At 61.3% G+C, this 15801-nt stretch carries 13 protein-coding genes; 9 read left to right on the plus strand and 4 right to left on the minus strand.

Going from position 1 to position 15801, the window contains the following annotated elements; genetic code table 11:
• Positions 1-51: 51 nt before the first annotated feature.
• The 8 genes from ACR0IR_RS12455 to ACR0IR_RS12490 all read left to right on the plus strand — a co-directional run bounded on the left by ACR0IR_RS12455 (position 52) and on the right by ACR0IR_RS12490 (position 9236).
• A complete protein-coding gene (locus tag ACR0IR_RS12455) occupies positions 52-1311 on the plus strand; it encodes an RsmB/NOP family class I SAM-dependent RNA methyltransferase (protein WP_170364142.1) in 1260 nt (419 codons plus the stop codon).
• 88 nt (positions 1312-1399) lie between these two features.
• On the plus strand, positions 1400-3139 hold the full coding sequence (locus ACR0IR_RS12460; protein WP_170364143.1) for a heparinase II/III family protein: 1740 nt from the start codon (positions 1400-1402) through the stop codon (positions 3137-3139).
• A 21-nt stretch (positions 3140-3160) separates the two neighbouring features.
• Complete coding sequence (purH, locus tag ACR0IR_RS12465) at positions 3161-4750, plus strand: bifunctional phosphoribosylaminoimidazolecarboxamide formyltransferase/IMP cyclohydrolase (RefSeq protein ID WP_170364144.1); 1590 nt, start codon at positions 3161-3163, stop codon at positions 4748-4750.
• Positions 4750-5226 (plus strand): signal peptidase II, encoded by a 477-nt coding sequence (gene lspA / locus ACR0IR_RS12470; protein WP_170342020.1) that lies wholly within the window; start codon positions 4750-4752, stop codon positions 5224-5226. The genes purH and lspA overlap by 1 nt, the downstream gene beginning before the upstream one ends.
• Positions 5227-5276: 50 nt before the next feature.
• Entirely contained in the window at positions 5277-5792 is a 516-nt protein-coding gene (locus tag ACR0IR_RS12475) for a DUF3035 domain-containing protein (protein WP_170341119.1), read from the plus strand.
• Positions 5793-5872: 80 nt separating this feature from the next.
• Positions 5873-7213: a M16 family metallopeptidase gene (locus ACR0IR_RS12480; RefSeq protein ID WP_170364145.1), complete on the plus strand. Its 1341-nt coding sequence runs from the start codon at positions 5873-5875 to the stop codon at positions 7211-7213.
• On the plus strand, positions 7210-8520 hold the full coding sequence (locus tag ACR0IR_RS12485) for a M16 family metallopeptidase (RefSeq protein ID WP_170364146.1): 1311 nt from the start codon (positions 7210-7212) through the stop codon (positions 8518-8520). Before ACR0IR_RS12480 ends, ACR0IR_RS12485 begins: the two co-directional genes overlap by 4 nt.
• Before the next feature lie 251 nt (positions 8521-8771).
• A complete protein-coding gene (locus ACR0IR_RS12490) occupies positions 8772-9236 on the plus strand; it encodes a cupin domain-containing protein (RefSeq protein WP_170364147.1) in 465 nt (154 codons plus the stop codon).
• Positions 9237-9278: 42 nt separating this feature from the next.
• On the opposite strand, the gene ACR0IR_RS12495 is transcribed toward ACR0IR_RS12490, so the two are convergent.
• The 4 genes from ACR0IR_RS12495 to ACR0IR_RS12510 all read right to left on the minus strand — a co-directional run bounded on the left by ACR0IR_RS12495 (position 9279) and on the right by ACR0IR_RS12510 (position 12857).
• On the minus strand, positions 9279-10295 hold the full coding sequence (locus ACR0IR_RS12495; RefSeq protein ID WP_217357110.1) for a DUF2955 domain-containing protein: 1017 nt from the start codon (positions 10293-10295) through the stop codon (positions 9279-9281).
• Positions 10285-11349 (minus strand): HlyD family secretion protein, encoded by a 1065-nt coding sequence (locus ACR0IR_RS12500; RefSeq protein WP_170364149.1) that lies wholly within the window; start codon positions 11347-11349, stop codon positions 10285-10287. Before ACR0IR_RS12500 ends, ACR0IR_RS12495 begins: the two co-directional genes overlap by 11 nt.
• Positions 11346-12425, minus strand: coding sequence for an AI-2E family transporter (locus tag ACR0IR_RS12505; protein WP_170364150.1), 1080 nt, complete (start codon positions 12423-12425; stop codon positions 11346-11348). Before ACR0IR_RS12505 ends, ACR0IR_RS12500 begins: the two co-directional genes overlap by 4 nt.
• Before the next feature lie 162 nt (positions 12426-12587).
• Positions 12588-12857, minus strand: coding sequence for a potassium channel family protein (locus ACR0IR_RS12510; RefSeq protein ID WP_254920200.1), 270 nt, complete (start codon positions 12855-12857; stop codon positions 12588-12590).
• Between the two features lie 245 nt (positions 12858-13102).
• On the opposite strand from ACR0IR_RS12510, the gene ACR0IR_RS12515 reads away from it, so the two are divergent.
• The gene (locus ACR0IR_RS12515) at positions 13103-15751 is read left to right on the plus strand and encodes an AsmA family protein (RefSeq protein WP_480779121.1); all 2649 of its coding nucleotides are present in this window, start codon (positions 13103-13105) and stop codon (positions 15749-15751) included.
• Positions 15752-15801: the final 50 nt, after the last annotated feature.

Here is a 15801-nt window from a genome sequence, read left to right on the forward strand (position 1 = left end):
GCCCTCGTCCGCTGATGGCAATGCGGGCGAAAACCTTGCAAAGGCGGTTTCATGACCAACACCCCGACGGCGGCGCGGCGCAGCGCCATCTATCTGCTGGATCAGATCCTAGGCGAGGGGCGCTTGCTGTCCGAATGCCTGGCGGCCGGGGCGCTGGACCGCCTGGCCCCCGAAGACCGCGCCAGGGCGCAGCGCTTGACGCTGGAGACCCTGCGCGGGCTTGAACGCGCAGACCGCCTGCTGGAGGGGCATCTGCGGCGCGCACCGGCGCTGACCGTCCAAAACGCGCTGCGTCTGGGAACGGTCGAACTGTGCCAGGGCGAGGCTGCGCATGGTGTCGTGAACGCGATGGTCGAGATCATCGGCCGCTCGCGCAAGCACGGGCGACTCAAGGGGCTGGTCAACGCGGTTCTGCGCAAGATCGCCGCCGAAGGCCCCGAGGCCTGGCCCAAGATGCGGGTGCCGCGCCTGCCGGACTGGCTGCGCGAGCCGCTGATCGCGGCTTGGGGCGCGGAGGCGGTCAAGGGCATGGAGCAGGCCCATTTCGCCGGCGCGCCGCTGGACCTGACGCCAAAACCCGGCGCAACGATCCCCATGGGCACCGAACTGCCGACCGGCTCGGTGCGGGTTGCTGACGCGGGGCAGGTCTCGGCCCTGCCGGGCTATGCGGCCGGAGACTGGTGGGTGCAGGATGCCGCCGCCGCCTTGCCAGCGCGGATTCTGACGCCCCGTCCGGGCGAGCGGGTTCTGGATATGTGCGCCGCGCCCGGCGGCAAGACGCTGCAACTGGCGGCGGCGGGGGCTGAGGTCACCGCGCTGGACATTTCCGAGGCCCGGCTGGCGCGGGTGCGGGAAAACCTCGAACGGACCGGTCTGTCGGCCCGGGTGGTCTCCGGCGACGCGCTGGACCATCAGGGCCAGTACGACGCGGTCCTGCTGGACGCGCCCTGTTCGGCGACCGGCACCATCCGGCGGCACCCGGATCTGCCCTTTGCCAAGGACGGCTCCGAATTCGGCGGCCTGATCGCGTTGCAGGCCCGGATGCTGGCCCATGCCTGGACCCTGCTGAAACCCGGCGGGCGACTGGTCTATTGCACCTGCTCGCTGCTGCCCGACGAAGGCGAAGTGCAGATCGAAGAGGCTCTGCCGCTCCATCCCGACATGCAGGTGGACCGCGCGGCGTTGCAGGTGCCCGGCGTTCAGCCCGGCTGGCTGACCGAGGAAGGCGGGCTGCGCCTGCGTCCCGATTTTTGGGCCGATCTGGGCGGAATGGACGGGTTTTATATCGCCTGCCTGAACAAATCGGCCTGACCGGTCGCTTTTCGATGACTTGACGAACCGGCCCGGCTATCGTTGGTTCAAACGCCAGCAGAGCGGCAGGGGCAGAGCAACACACGTCATGTCGAATTCGGACACCATGGCCAACCGATGGGTGCGGTTTCAGAACCGTCTCTACGCGCGCCTCAGCCAGCGCCGGAAACCCGTCAGCGGCTTTGTCGGTCAGCCCGAGCCGCGCACCGTCGGTTCATTTGCGCGCGGGCGGCAACTGGTGGCGGGAAATCTCTTGTTTGCCGGTTACCTTGTCGAAGCCCCGGACACGGGCTTGTGGGAGGTCGTGGCCCCCAACGCCGCATTCGATGCTGAACGCCACGGGTTTGCCTGGCTGGACGATCTGGCCGCGGTGGGTGATGCCGCGGCACGGGAAAAGGCGCAACGCTGGGTCTGGGGCTGGATCGAAACCCACGGCAAGGGGCAGGGTCCGGGCTGGGCTCCGGACCTGACCGGACGCCGCCTGATCCGCTGGATCAATCACGCGCTGTTCCTGCTGCGCGGTATGGACGAGGCCCATAGCCGCCTGTTTTTCCGGTCTCTGTCACAACAGACCTGGTTCCTGTCCAAACGCTGGCACGCGGCGACACCGGGGCTGCCCCGTTTCGAGGCGCTGGCCGGCCTGGTTCAGGCCGGTTTGGCGCTGGAGGGGATGGAAGACATCTCGGACCCGGCCGTTCGGGCTTTGGCGCGGGAATGCGAGGCTCAGATCGACGCCCAAGGCGGCATTCCCACGCGGAATCCGGAGGAACTGCTCGAGGTCTTTACCCTACTGGCCTGGACATCCGCCGCGCTCAGCGAAGTGGGGCGCGGCACGCCCGCCGCTCAGACGGCAGCAATCAAACGGATTGCCCCGACCCTGCGCAGCCTGCGTCATGCCGATGGCGGGCTGGCCCGGTTCCACGGCGGTGGCCGCGGCGTGGAAGGCCGGTTGGAACAGGCGCTGGCCCAAAGCGGGGTCAAGCCCAAACCCGTCAAAGGCCTGACCATGGGCTATGCCCGTCTGGCCGCCGCCCGCACCACGGTGATCATCGACGCAGCACCCCCGGCCAAAGGGGCGGCCTCATACATGGCGCACGCCTCGACGCTGGCTTTCGAGCTGACCTCGGGTCGTCGGCCATTGATCGTCAACTGCGGTTCGGGCGAAAGCTTCGGGTTGGAGTGGCGCCGGGCCGGGCGGGCCACGCCTTCGCACTCGACCCTTTGCCTGGATGGATACTCCAGCGCCCGGTTGGCTGCCCCGACCAAGGGAACCGCGAACGAAGCGCTGGTGGATGGCACGAGCGAGGTGCCGGTAGAGTTCGAGGATTCGTTCGAAGGCGCGCGCGTGATGGCGGGCCATGATGGGTACGCCAAGGTGTTCGGACTTACCCATGCCCGTACGATTGAGCTGCGCTTTGACGGGCGCGAGGTAACAGGTGAAGACATCCTTCTGACGGCCACCGACAAGGCAAAACGCCAGTTCGACCGGGCGGTTGACGCATCTAAGCTGTCAGGTATCGGTTTTGACATCCGGTTTCACCTGCATCCGGACGTGGACGCAGCGCTGGATCTGGGGGGGTCTGCGGTGTCGATGGCGCTCAAAAGCGGCGAGATCTGGGTTTTTCGCCATGACGGCGCCGGAAAATTGTCTCTTGAGCCAAGCGTTTATCTGGAAAAAGGCCGTCTGAAGCCCCGCGCGACAAAACAGATCGTTCTATCCGGCCGCGCAATCGAGTATGCGACGCGCATCCGGTGGACGCTGAGCAAGGCGCAGGATACAGCCTATGCCGTGCGCGACGTGCACCGGGACGAGCCCGATTTCGACTGAGCCAAAAGGATCTTTGGACCCATGACCGACCTTCACCCCGTGCGCCGCGCGTTGCTTTCCGTTTCCGACAAGACCGGATTGATCGATCTGGGCAAGGCCCTGGCCGACCGCGGGGTCGAGCTGCTGTCGACCGGCGGCACCGCCAAGGCGCTGCGTGATGCGGGGCTTGTGGTCAAGGATGTCAGCGAGGTCACGGGGTTCCCCGAGATGATGGATGGCCGGGTCAAGACGCTGCACCCGATGGTGCATGGCGGCCTGCTGGCGCTGCGCGACAATGACGCCCATGTGGCGGCGATGCAGGAGCATGGCATCGGCCCGATCGACCTGCTTGTGGTCAACCTCTACCCGTTCGAGGAAACGGTGGCCAAAGGCGCGGGCTATGACGAATGCATCGAAAACATCGACATCGGCGGCCCCGCGATGATCCGCGCCGCGGCCAAGAACCACACCTTCGTCAACGTGGTGGTGGATGTCGAAGACTACTCGGCCCTGCTGGATCAGCTCGAGGAAAACTACGGCAAGACGTCGCTGGGCTTCCGCCAGTGGCTGGCGCAGAAGGCCTATGCCCGCACCGGAGCCTATGACGCCGCCGTGTCCAGCTGGCTGGCAGATGCACTGCAAATCGACACCCCCAAGCGCCGCGTGTTCGCCGGCGAGCTGAAACAGCCCCTGCGCTATGGCGAGAACAGCCACCAGCAGGCGGCGTTCTATGTCGATGGCTCGGGCCGTCCCGGTGTCGCCACCGCCGTGCAGCATCAGGGCAAGGAACTGAGCTACAACAACATCAACGACACCGACGCCGCCTTTGAACTGGTAGCCGAGTTCGACCCGCGCGACAGCGCCGCCTGCGCCATCATCAAACATGCCAACCCTTGCGGCGTTGCAACGGGCGCCACGTTGCTTGAGGCATACAAAGCCGCATTCGACTGCGACCGGACCTCGGCCTTTGGCGGGATCGTGGCGCTGAACCGGCCGTTGGACGCGGAAACCGCGCGCGAAATCACCGGCATCTTCACCGAAGTGGTGATCGCCCCCGGCGCCACCGACGAGGCCAAGTCGATCTTTGCCGCCAAGAAGAACCTGCGCCTGCTGACCACCGAAGCGCTGCCCGACGTGCGCGCCGGCGGCAAGACCGTGCGCCAGGTGGCCGGCGGGCTGCTGGTGCAGGACAAGGACAACGGGCATATCGAGATGGATGACCTGAAGGTCGTGACCAAGCTGGCCCCCACGCCCGAGCAGATGCGCGATCTGCTGTTTGCCTGGAAAGTGGCCAAGCACGTCAAGTCGAACGCCATCGTCTACGTCAAGAACGAGGCCACGGTAGGCGTCGGCGCCGGCCAGATGAGCCGGGTGGATTCCGCCCTGATCGCCGCCAAGAAGGCCGAGCGCATGGCCGAAAGCCTGGGCCTGCCCGAACCGCTGACCATCGGGTCGGCCGTAGCCTCGGACGCGTTCTTTCCCTTCCCCGACGGGCTGATGGAGGCCGCCGCCGCAGGCGCGACCTGCGTGATCCAGCCGGGCGGGTCGATGCGCGATGACGAGGTGATCGCCGCCGCCGACGAAGCCGGTCTGGCCATGGTGTTCACCGGCATGCGGCATTTCCGTCACTGATGCGGGTCCGAGTTCTGCTCTGGGCCGGGCTGGCCGCATTTGTGATCGACCAGCTCAGCAAGTACCTGGTGGTCCACGTGTTGCGCGTGGCCGACCGGCCCGGCGGCATCGACGTACTGCCGCCGCTGCTGACCTTTCGCTACGGCGAGAACCGCGGCATCAATTTTGGCCTGTTCCAGGGCAATTCCGAAGCTGCGCGCTGGTTTCTCATCGCTATTTCGCTGGCCATCAGCATCGGCGTTTTCGTCTGGCTCTGGCGCACGGCCGCATCGCGGCGGATGCTGGTTTTCGGCGGATTGCTGATTGGCGGAGCGTTGGGGAACGTGGTTGACCGGGTGCTGTATGGATATGTTCTGGATTTCCTGAACATGTCCTGCTGTGGCATCAACAACCCGTTCGTCTTCAACCTCGCCGACGTGTTCATTTTCGCGGGTGCCCTCGGGTTGGTGCTGTTCGAAGGCAAAAAGCCCTCGTGACGCGCCGGATGTTATGCGATAAAAGCGCCTGAAACAGGCTGGAGACCAAGATGCGGATGCCGCGCGCCATTATTGCTCTGACACTTGCTGCTGCGGTCGCAGGATGTTCCGATATCGGCCTGCGCCATCTCGAAGCGCCAGGGCCCGGGCCTGACGAGTTTTCGGTCATGCCGGTCAAGCCACTGACCCAGCCCAAAGATTATGCGTTCCTGCCCGCGCCGACGCCGGGTGGCGCGAACCTGACCGACCCGAACCCGAATGCCGATGCCGTGGCTGCGTTGGGTGGCAATCCCGGGGCGCTGAACCCCGGCACTGGTATTCCGTCGTCGGACGGGGCGCTGGTGACGGCTTCCAGCCGCTATGGCGTTTCCCCCAACACCCGCCAGGTTCTGGCGCAGGAAGATGCGGATTTCCGCAAGCGTCAAAGCCGGTGGACGCGGTTGCGCCTGTTCAAGGTGGACCGCTATTCGCAGGTCTACAAGCGCAATTCCATCGATCCCCAGGTGCAGACCGAAGCTTTGCGCAGACAGGGCGTGGAAACACCCTCGTCGCCGCCGGATGAATAATTCTTAACTTTCCGTCATCGCTCTTGAACCCGTTCGGCGTCACCGTAGTTTGAACACCGTAACGAAACGGAGGATGCCCCATGGCTCGGGCCTTGGCGTTTTGCGCCGCTTTGATGACCGCAACCCCGGTTTTGGCCGAAACCGGGCACGAGGCCGTCACCACCTTTACTCTGGACAACGGCATGGATGTCGTCGTGGTCGAAGATCACCGCGCGCCCGTGGTTCAGCACATGGTCTGGTATCGGGCCGGATCGGCGGACGAGCCGATCGGGTCGTCAGGTGTGGCGCATTTCCTCGAGCATCTTCTGTTCAAGGCCACCGATACGATGGAGGCGGGCGAGCTTTCGGCCACCGTTGCGGCCAATGGCGGCAACGACAACGCCTTCACCTCGTATGACTACACGGCCTATTTCCAGCGTGTCGCGGCCGACCGGCTGGAGTTGATGATGAAGATGGAGGCCGACCGGATGCGCAACATCCGGCTGACCGAGAGCGACATCGCCACCGAGCGCGACGTGATCCTGGAGGAACGCAACCAGCGTACCGAGAACAACCCCCGCGCCCTGTTCGGCGAACAGATGAGCGCGGCGCAGTATCTCAACCACCGTTACGGCGTTCCGGTGATCGGCTGGAAGCACGAGATGGAGACATTGGACATGGAGGACGCGCTGTCCTTCTACCAGACCTATTACGCGCCCAACAATGCGATCCTCGTGGTGACCGGCGATGTGGACCCGGACGTGGTCAAAGCCTTGGCCGACACCTATTATGGCGTGATCCCCGCCAACCCGGACCTGCCTGAACGGGTCCGATCGCAGGAACCGCCTCAGACCGCCGAGCGGCGGCTGACCTTCAAGGATGCGCGGGTGTCGCAACCATATGTTCAGCGCAGCTACCTCGCGCCCGAGCGTGATGCCGGTGCGCAGGAAAAGGCTGCGGCGTTGTTCCTGCTGGCCGAACTGCTGGGCGGCAGCACCACGTCCTACCTGAACGAGAAACTGCAGCTTGAGCAGCAGCTGGCTGTTTATGCCGGGGCATTTTATCGTGGGGTGTCGCTGGATGACACGACCTTTGACCTGATCGTTGTTCCGGCTGAAGGCGTGTCGCTGCAAGAGGCCGAGGATGCGATGGATCAGGCGGTGGCCGATTTCATCGCCGAAGGCGTCAACCCGGAGGATCTGGACCGGATCAAGATGCAGCTGCGCGCCGCACAGGTCTATGCCCGAGACAATGTCGATGGAATCGGCAATCGCTATGGTCGGGCGCTGACCAGCGGCCTGACGGTCGAGGACGTGCAGGCCTGGCCCGACATCTTGCAGGCCGTCACCGGCGACGAAATAATCGCCGCCGCGCGCGAGGTGCTTCAGCCCGAAGCGTCGGTCACCGGCTGGCTGATGCGTGATGACGAGGTGACCCAATGATCCGTTTCCTTGCCCCCTTGATCGGCCTGCTGATCGCGCTGCCTGCCTGGGCCGAGATCAAGATTCAAGAGGTCACCTCGCCCGGCGGCATCCGGGCCTGGCTGGTCGAGGATCACTCGATCCCGTTCACTGCGCTGGAACTGCGGTTCCGCGGGGGCACGTCACTGGACGATCCCGACAAACGCGGTGCGGTCTATTTGATGAGCGGCCTCCTCGAAGAAGGCGCGGGCGACATGGATTCCCGCACCTATGCGCGGGCGCTGGAATCTCTGGCCGCGTCGATCGGATACAGGGCCACGGATGACAGTGTTGCGATCTCGGCCCAGTTCCTGACTGAAAACCGGGACGACGCCGTTGAGCTGCTGCGCACCACCATCCAGCAACCGCGCTTTGATCAGGACGCGATCGACCGGGTTCGGGCGCAGGTCCTGTCCGGGCTGCGCTCGGAACAGACCGACCCCAATGACATCGCGGGTGAGACATTCGCCAAAATGGCCTATGGCGATCATCCGTATGGATCCAACGGCAAAGGCTCGATCGACAGCGTATCGGCCCTGACCCGTGACGATATCATCGACGCATACAAAGGCGTCTTCGCCAAGGACCGTCTGTATGTGGGCGCAGTGGGCGACATCACACCCCAAGAGTTGGGTGCGTTGCTGGACAATCTGTTGTCGGACCTTCCCGAAACGGGCAAACCGATTCCCGGGAATGCCGAGGTAACGATCCCCGGTGGCGTCACGGTGGTCGAGTTCGACACGCCGCAATCAGTGGCGCTGTTCGGCCAGAAGGGCATCGACCGCGACGATCCGGATTTCTTTGCGGCCTACATCCTGAACCACATCATCGGCGGCGGCGGCTTTGAAAGCCGCCTGATGCAGGAAGTGCGCGAAAAACGCGGTCTGACCTATGGCGTCGGGACCTATCTGGTGCCCAAGGATCTGGCCTCGGTCTATCTGGGGTCGGTATCCTCGGCCAATGACCGGATCGGGCAGGCTATCGAGGTAATTCGCGACGAATGGCGGCGCGCCGCGACCGAAGGTGTAACCCAGAAAGAGCTGGACGACGCCAAGACCTATCTGACCGGCGCCTATCCGTTGCGCTTTGACGGCAATGCCCAGATCGCGGGCATCATGGTGGGCATGCAGATGGAAGATCTGCCGATCGACTACATCGCGACGCGAAACGACAAGGTGAACGCGGTGACGCTGGACGAGGTGAACCGCGTCGCGGCCGAGTTGCTGGACCCGGACGGGCTGCATTTCGTGGTTGTGGGCAAACCCGAGGGGCTTGAGACCACGAACTGACTCGAAGGGCCGGCAGTCAGCAGGCCTTTTGCCGAACTCCCGACGAGCGGTCATTCAGCGCCGCTCGCCCCGGGTCCCTTGAACCGGAAGCGTCCGCAACCTCTGGATCGTCCGCGTATCCGGCATCTGTTCCGTAAAACCGGTACGGTATTCACGGTCATGCGGGTCCGCCGTCGGGCTTGTTTCACTTGATGGACAAATGTCATCATGAAGCGGAACTATTTTCGCGGGTAAGGAAGGAGGGGTCCTTGATGCTCTATCAGTTCTGGCATTCGAAGTTGACCGACCCTCCCATCCACGTCCCGGCGATTGGACTGCAGTTGTTTGTCCGGATACCGCACGACACCACCGACGAGAATATCTCGGTCATAGAGACAATCAACGAACCGGGCTTTGGCCCGCCCCTGCACCGTCACCCGCAAACTGAGATCTTTCGCGTTTTGGACGGGCGGTATCTCTATGAGTGCGATGGAAAGCGTTTTGTTGCAGAAACAGGCGACGTCGTAACGATCCCCGGGGGCGCCGCGCATGCGTTTCGCAATCTTTCCGACGGGCCAGCGCGGCAACTGGTCATGATACTGCCATCCTTCGACACGGTCGCCTTTTTCAACGGGCTGGGAGACATCATGGCAGACGGAGTTCCCGACCGGGAGGTGCTGAACGCATTCTCCGAGAAATGGCAGATCGAGTTTCTGGGACCGCCCCTGCAGCTTTGAAGTCGGTCCAATTTGCCTCGGGCGCCAAAGTTGGCGGCTGCGTCAAGCATTCACCGGGGTCTCGCGTTTCTTTTCCGGCCAGAACTCGTCCACGACCACGTAGGCTATGATGACGAACAGGGCCGCGCTTGCGACTTGCAGAACGCGTGTGATGCTTTTGACATCGGCCTCGTCCGAAAACGGTGAAATCGACCCGCCGTAGACAATCAGGACCGTCGTCAGGGCCGATCCGGCGGCGGCGGCCAGCGGGATCTGGGACTTGCCGAGCGCGCCCAGCGTCACGCAGGCGAAAAAGCACAGCAGGATCGGTGTGAGAATGACCGGCGCGATGACGTTGACTTCGTAGCAGATGATGGACGCTGCTGCGCCGAGCAGGTTTGCCGTCAGCATCGCCTTGGCCACGGCTTTGCCGGCGGCAGGCATCGCAGCGAGCTGCTGGCTGAGAAGAGCCACAAAGAACAGAACCAGCAGGGCAGACGCCCCAGACACAAAAAATGCCAGGGCGAAAGGAACCGTGACAAGCGACATTCTGACGATGCGCCGATGCTTGTCAAAATCAGCGGCGGATGCGGCTTTGGCCTGCGTGGCGTTCTGGGGGGCGGCTGGAATCAGCGTGAACATCAGCGTCGATACGAAACCGGCAAACAACAGATTCAGCGGGATCCAGAATACAAGCACCAGCGCCAGATCCGGAGATTGCAGAACGAGGCTAGGGATCATCAGCGCCCCCATCAGGGCGATGACGCCCGGCAGGACACCGGCACCAGACACGGACCATATGAAGGACAGGATTATCCCGATCGCCACCAGTATTAGAAACACGACCGGATAGGGCGCGAAAACCGATGAAAGCAGGAAAGAAACGAACATCAACGCAATCGAGAAGATGAACAGTTTCGCAAACGCGGCCAGCGGTAATGCGGTAGGTGCCTGAAGGAAGAGCGCGGTGAACACCGCGCCAACAACCGCCAATGGCCACCCAAGGAAAAGCCCCAGGGAAAAGACGGCGGTCACACCCAGTGCAAGTCTGTAAACGGCGTTTCTGTCCTCAGTACGCATAAGAAAAGATCGAAACCAAACGAATGTATGTCCGGCCGACCGCGTTCAGTATCCCGTTGTCGCTGAGGTACATGATGACATCCGCCTGACCGTTCAACTGAAACCTGAGGTCGTCTTCCGCGCTTCCGGCCTCGTAGCCCGGCAGTATGATGCGCACGGGAAACCGTTCAGGTTCGCGCAGAAAGCCTTTGGTGCTCGGCGGGCTTGCCAATTGTCCGGGTGTGTCGCCGCCACTCAGCGAGACCGCCGCGCTGAAGCTTTCGATTTTGCCCGGTATGATCTGACCGGGGTGCATATCCAGCACGACATCCACCGGAGACCCGACGGTGGCGCGCCCCAGATTGTTCTCGGTGAAATACGCCTCGATCCACACGTCCGTCGCATCAAGAAACGTCAGCAGATCCTGGCCGGACCGGGCGTATGTGCCGGGTGCAATCAACAAGTTGGATATGACGCCCGTAGCCGGCGCGCGCAGTTCGGTCCATTCCAGATTGAGCTCGGCTTCGGCCAAAGCCGCCAAGGCACGTTGGATTTTGGGATTCTCATTCCCTTCGTCCCCAAGCCTTTGCTTGGCCTTCTCCAGATCTGCTTTGGCGTTTTCATAGTTCGCCTCGGACTCGGCCAGCTGGCCTCGGGCATCGTCAGCTTTCGAGATGGCAATCAGCCCTTTCTTCTCGAGCGCGAAGACCCGCTCCGTCTGAATGCGCATCGTATCCAGATCGCTCTGCGCGCGGGCCAACTTGGCTTGCGCCGCACTTACCTCGGCCGAGGACGCACCCACCTCCTGAGTGGCCGCCTCAAGGTCGGCCTGGGCTCTGTCGCGATCAATTTCGTAGGGTCTCGGGTCGATCCGAACCAGCAGATCGCCGGCCGAGACGACCTGCCCGTTTTCCACCAATACCTCGATCACGGTTCCCGTGACCTGCGGAACGATTTGGGTCGCCACGGCCTTTACCCGTGCGTTCCCGGTGAACGGCGTCTTGCGGTCGGCAACCAGATACCAGGTGAGGAAGATGAGAATGACGGCCAGTGTCGTCCAGATCGTCTTCCTCATTTTGCGGCTCCCTCGGCGGTGTCATCGGTCGTTGTTGAGGCGTCGATCCAGACCTTGAATAACTCGTAGAAGACGGCGAACAAGACCGGACCCATGAAGATGCCGATCAGGCCATAGGCCATCATCCCGCCCAGAACCCCGATGAGAATCACGAGCATCGGTGTCTCCAGGCCTTTTGAGATGAAAACCGGCCGCAAGAAGCTGTCCATTATGCTGACGGGAATGGCCAGAACGGTGAAGATCAGCGCCGCTCCGCCGGACATGGAACTCCATGCATAGATGACCAACGGCAGAAGAACGAGGCCGGGGCCGATCTGGATGATCGAGAGGATCAGGCAGATGAACGCCAGCGTAGCGGCCGAGGATATCCCGAACAGCGCCAACAAGACCCAGACAACAACGGCCTGAATGGCGGCAACCCCGATTACTCCCTTGGTGACGTTCCGGATCGTGGCCCCAGCCAGAGTGACGAATTCGCCGCCGCGTGGCGCAAAGACGCGGTTGGCAAAGCGCTGAAGGCCCTGCACCAGATCCGGTCCGGGGCTGAACAGGGCGCCCATGATCAACACCGACAGCGCAAGGCCGAGAAGCCCGATTCCGATCCCCAGGACTTTGCCAAAGAGCGATTTGGTGATCTCGAGGATTTGCGGGCCGTATTTTGCAAGCGCACCATCCAAGTTCCGTTCAAACATGCCCCAGGCATCGGCAAGCTTGGCACCGACCAGAGGCAGATCCTTCAGGCCTTCCGGCGCCGGAGGTATCTTCAACTCGCCCTTGTCAGCCTGCTCGGCAAACTCGGACCCCAGTTCCGCGGCCCCAGATACTGCCGTTGCAACCGGCCCCAATGTGAGAACCAGACCCAGCAAAACCAGGATCGTCGTTGCCAGCTTCTTCCGTCCCCCCAGCTTGGACTGAAGCCAATCGAAGGCCGGATAAAGCGCAACGCAAAGAATTGTGGCCCAGATGACCACGCTTGCAAGCGGGGCGACCATGACCAAGGCGCTGTAGAGAAACAGCCCGAGAAACAGCAACCTTATCGCAAGGTCGACAATCTTTGCGTCCTGAGTCTTTTCCATTCCATCCCCGTGGTATGTTTTTCCGTATGTTACACTCAAAAAAGTAAATATGTATATTTTTTGAGCTTTAAGGGGATGCCCGGCAGTGCGGTGGTTGACTCAGCCCCGAAATGCAAGCGGATCCCGGGGCGCAAAGCACGCCGTAGTTCACCTTGCCAGAGCCTATTTTTGCGGGGTCTCGTCGTCTTGGGACAGGATCGTGTCGGCCACGGTCGTGGCGGCGGTGACGAAGATACCCAGACCCACGATTATGTACGCCATCGTAAAGATCTTGCCCGCAGCGGTTTCAGGAGAAAAGTCGCCAAAACCCACTGTCGAGATCGTCACTACGGAAAAATAGACGGAGTCCAACCAGCTCCACCCCTCGACAAAATGGTAGAACACTGACGCCCAAAGGATCATTCCGACGGTGAAGGCGAGTATGCCTTTCACTCTGCCGTCCTTGAAAGCGACACCTATCCCACGCGTTATTCTGGTCAGTGAATTCATCATGCCCTCATTCGCAAAAGAATTCACGTATAGCAGTAATTGGATGATTGTGTGAATCCAAAGGGTGAGTTGGCCAGGGCAATGGCGATTTCGTGGCCAGAGAAGGCGTGCGAAACATGTATTCCATTAACATGATGGATAATTGCTCTAGGGTAATCACATGCTGAATCGGGACGCTGAGGGATAACGTGCGAATAATTGTCAAAAGTGTCTTGATCTGTTGCGTTGCCGCGCTTGTGGTTTTTGCCGCGGCTTGGCTGTTTCTGTCGTCCGCTTTGTTTTCGTCGGTGCGGACCAGTTTCGTTGAGAACCTGATCTCAAAGAAGCTGGGCCAGCAGGTCTTGATTGAGGATGAGGTGCGTTTGGGCCTTGGCCGTCAGTTGCAGGTTTCAGCAGCTGGAATGTTTCTGCCCGCTACGCCCAAAGCCGAGGCGGATCTGGCGGCGATCGATCAGATCGAGTTCGAAGTATCTGCACGGGACCTGTGGAACAGCAAGCTGTCGGTGAGCAATCTTTCAGTGTCGGGAGTTCATCTGAACCTGATCACAGACGAAGAAGGCGTGACCAACTGGCAGTCCTTTTCGCGCACCGGGGCCGAAACCGACAAGATTTCGGAGCGCCCGCCCCAGCCTTTGGCCGGAATTTTGACGGATCGCACGATCGACCTGAAGGATGTCACCGTACTCTATCAGAACGACCTGAACGGCATTGGACTGGACTTGCGGCTTCCAGAACTGGTTTTGCAGCGCGATGCCGAAACCGATGTTGCCTCGGCGGTCGGAGCGGGGTCGCTCAACGGTCAGAGTTTTGACCTGAAGGGCACGTTCCCGCCCCAGGACCCGTTCCAAGTGGCATTGAGCTTTGATCAGATTTCGGTCGAAGCCCAACAGATTCCTGTGGAGACCGGCCTTCAGGTCAAGACGACCCTCGAGGTCGATCAGTTGGGTCAACTGCTCGATGTCCTGCAACTCAACCGCGTGTTGGAGGGTTCGGGCAGTGTTGGTGCAACATTCAAGCTGGCAGATGGCGTCGCACGGATTGATGACCTGTCTGTTCTGGCCGAGCTGGATGGTGGCCAAAGCCTTTCCGTCACCGGACAAATTGGGGAATTAGGCAATCAGGAAGATGTTTCTTTGACGACCCGCATTCGCCTGTATCCAGAGGATGCCGAGCCGGCTCCGGCTGCCTCGCGGTATGACCTCAAGCTTATCGCTGTGGATATGGTCATCGACAGTGTCCCGGGACAGGTCCCGCAACGGCAGATGGTCATCAAGACGAACGGTTTCACCTTGGACACCTCTGGTGAGGGCCCGCCGCCGATCAAATTCTCCGAGCTTGCCAGAACGCCCGAAGGCGCCCTGAGCGTGGGCAACATCAATTTGAGGATCGGAAACCCCGCCGATCCGTTTATCATTCTGACCGGTTCGGTCGAGGATGCGTTGCAGTTGCAGGGCGTATCCGCCGAAGGTTTGATTGATATTCCGGCAAGCAGTCTGATCTCGCCCGAACTGTTGGGCCCCGATGACCAGCTTGGCAGGTTTTCGGGAAACTTTCATTTGGACGGAAACATCGAACAGCTTGCTTTGACCAATCTGGATGGTCAGACAAGCGAAACCGAGGTCTGGAACCTGGAGGTGCACGGGTCCGTAGAAAATGTCCTCAAGTTCGAGAATCTGGATCTGGCGATCGACGTGGATGTTCCGTCGGGCGCGGACCTTCTGAAGGCCTTGTCGCTGGAGCCGGTGGACACCGGGCGGGCCCATCTTGAAATCGACCTGGTAAGTGAAGGCACCGATTGGAATGCCAATGCCAATGTCGAGGTTTCCGAGTCGGTCTTGAAAATCGCGGCGGATCTTGATGATGCAACAAGCGATCCCGTGCTGCAGGGGTCGATCGAGAGCGATCTGATAAAAATCGATCAAATCCGGACCATCGTTCAGGCGGCCGCCCAACTGCGCAAGATAGGTGGTTCACCGCCGGAGCAGGAAGATGCCGAGAAAGGCGACGGTGACACTAGTCCGTTGAGGGATGTGACTCTCAAACCCATCGGGCGGGCCATTTTGTTGTCGGGTGTGAATGTAGATGTCGACATAGACCTGCGTCACATTGAGGGCGCCAAGGGCATCAGCAGCCTGCAGAGCGAACTGACCCTGGACGAAAACGAGCTACGGGCCGGACCTCTGAAGTTTGAATACGGAGGTGGTCATTTCGACGTCAGCGGGCAAATGGATCTTTCGAATGAGGCACATCTGCTGACCCTGACCGGAAAGGCGGGCGGATGGCAGTTGGATGACCTTCTGCAAAACCTGAACTTCAAGAAAGGCGCCAGCGGCACGGTGTACGCAGATTTCTCGGTTACGGGGGGCACGGATACCGTCAAGCAATTCGTCGGCAGCATGAGTGGCAATGCCACGGTTTCAATGCGCGACGGTTCGATCGAAACCCAGCTTCTGGATCTGGCCGGGCTGGGTATTCTTCCGTGGGTATTTACCAAGGAAAAACAGAAAGTGGCGCCAATCGTGTGCCTGCGCGCGCCGATCAGCATTTCCAACGGAAAAATCGAGACGAAACAGACGACGCTGGAAACAGATCATGTTCAGGTCGTTGTCTTTGGCGCTGTCGACCTGACGGACAAGGTGTTGGACCTTAACATCCAGCCAAGAAAGATTGGCGAGCCACTTGCGCGCAGCCCGTGGCCAGTGACACTGAGGGGAGCGCTCGCTGAGCCCAAGGTCAAAGTTAAGGATGGTCCGAAAAGGCTGAAGCGGTCGGATGGTGCAGACCAGATGCCTGCACAAAGAAAGCTCTGCATCCCGGATATCCTGCAGTTGCAGTAGGGGCGGTTTGCCAAGCGGCCACGGCCCTGCCTGTGTTCGGCAAGGCCGGC

It is taken from the genome of Ruegeria sp. CF2 (genome assembly GCF_056537385.1).

Coding starts and splice junctions, on each gene's coding strand:
- ACR0IR_RS12495 (WP_217357110.1), bottom strand. CDS start 10,295: ATGCGTACTGAGGACAGAAACGCCGTTTACAGACTTGCACTGGGTGTG.
- ACR0IR_RS12485 (WP_170364146.1), top strand. CDS start 7,210: ATGATCCGTTTCCTTGCCCCCTTGATCGGCCTGCTGATCGCGCTGCCT.
- ACR0IR_RS12455 (WP_170364142.1), top strand. CDS start 52: ATGACCAACACCCCGACGGCGGCGCGGCGCAGCGCCATCTATCTGCTG.
- ACR0IR_RS12475 (WP_170341119.1), top strand. CDS start 5,277: ATGCGGATGCCGCGCGCCATTATTGCTCTGACACTTGCTGCTGCGGTC.
- ACR0IR_RS12480 (WP_170364145.1), top strand. CDS start 5,873: ATGGCTCGGGCCTTGGCGTTTTGCGCCGCTTTGATGACCGCAACCCCG.
- ACR0IR_RS12490 (WP_170364147.1), top strand. CDS start 8,772: ATGCTCTATCAGTTCTGGCATTCGAAGTTGACCGACCCTCCCATCCAC.
- purH (WP_170364144.1), top strand. CDS start 3,161: ATGACCGACCTTCACCCCGTGCGCCGCGCGTTGCTTTCCGTTTCCGAC.
- ACR0IR_RS12505 (WP_170364150.1), bottom strand. CDS start 12,425: ATGGAAAAGACTCAGGACGCAAAGATTGTCGACCTTGCGATAAGGTTG.
- lspA (WP_170342020.1), top strand. CDS start 4,750: ATGCGGGTCCGAGTTCTGCTCTGGGCCGGGCTGGCCGCATTTGTGATC.
- ACR0IR_RS12500 (WP_170364149.1), bottom strand. CDS start 11,349: ATGAGGAAGACGATCTGGACGACACTGGCCGTCATTCTCATCTTCCTC.
- ACR0IR_RS12460 (WP_170364143.1), top strand. CDS start 1,400: ATGTCGAATTCGGACACCATGGCCAACCGATGGGTGCGGTTTCAGAAC.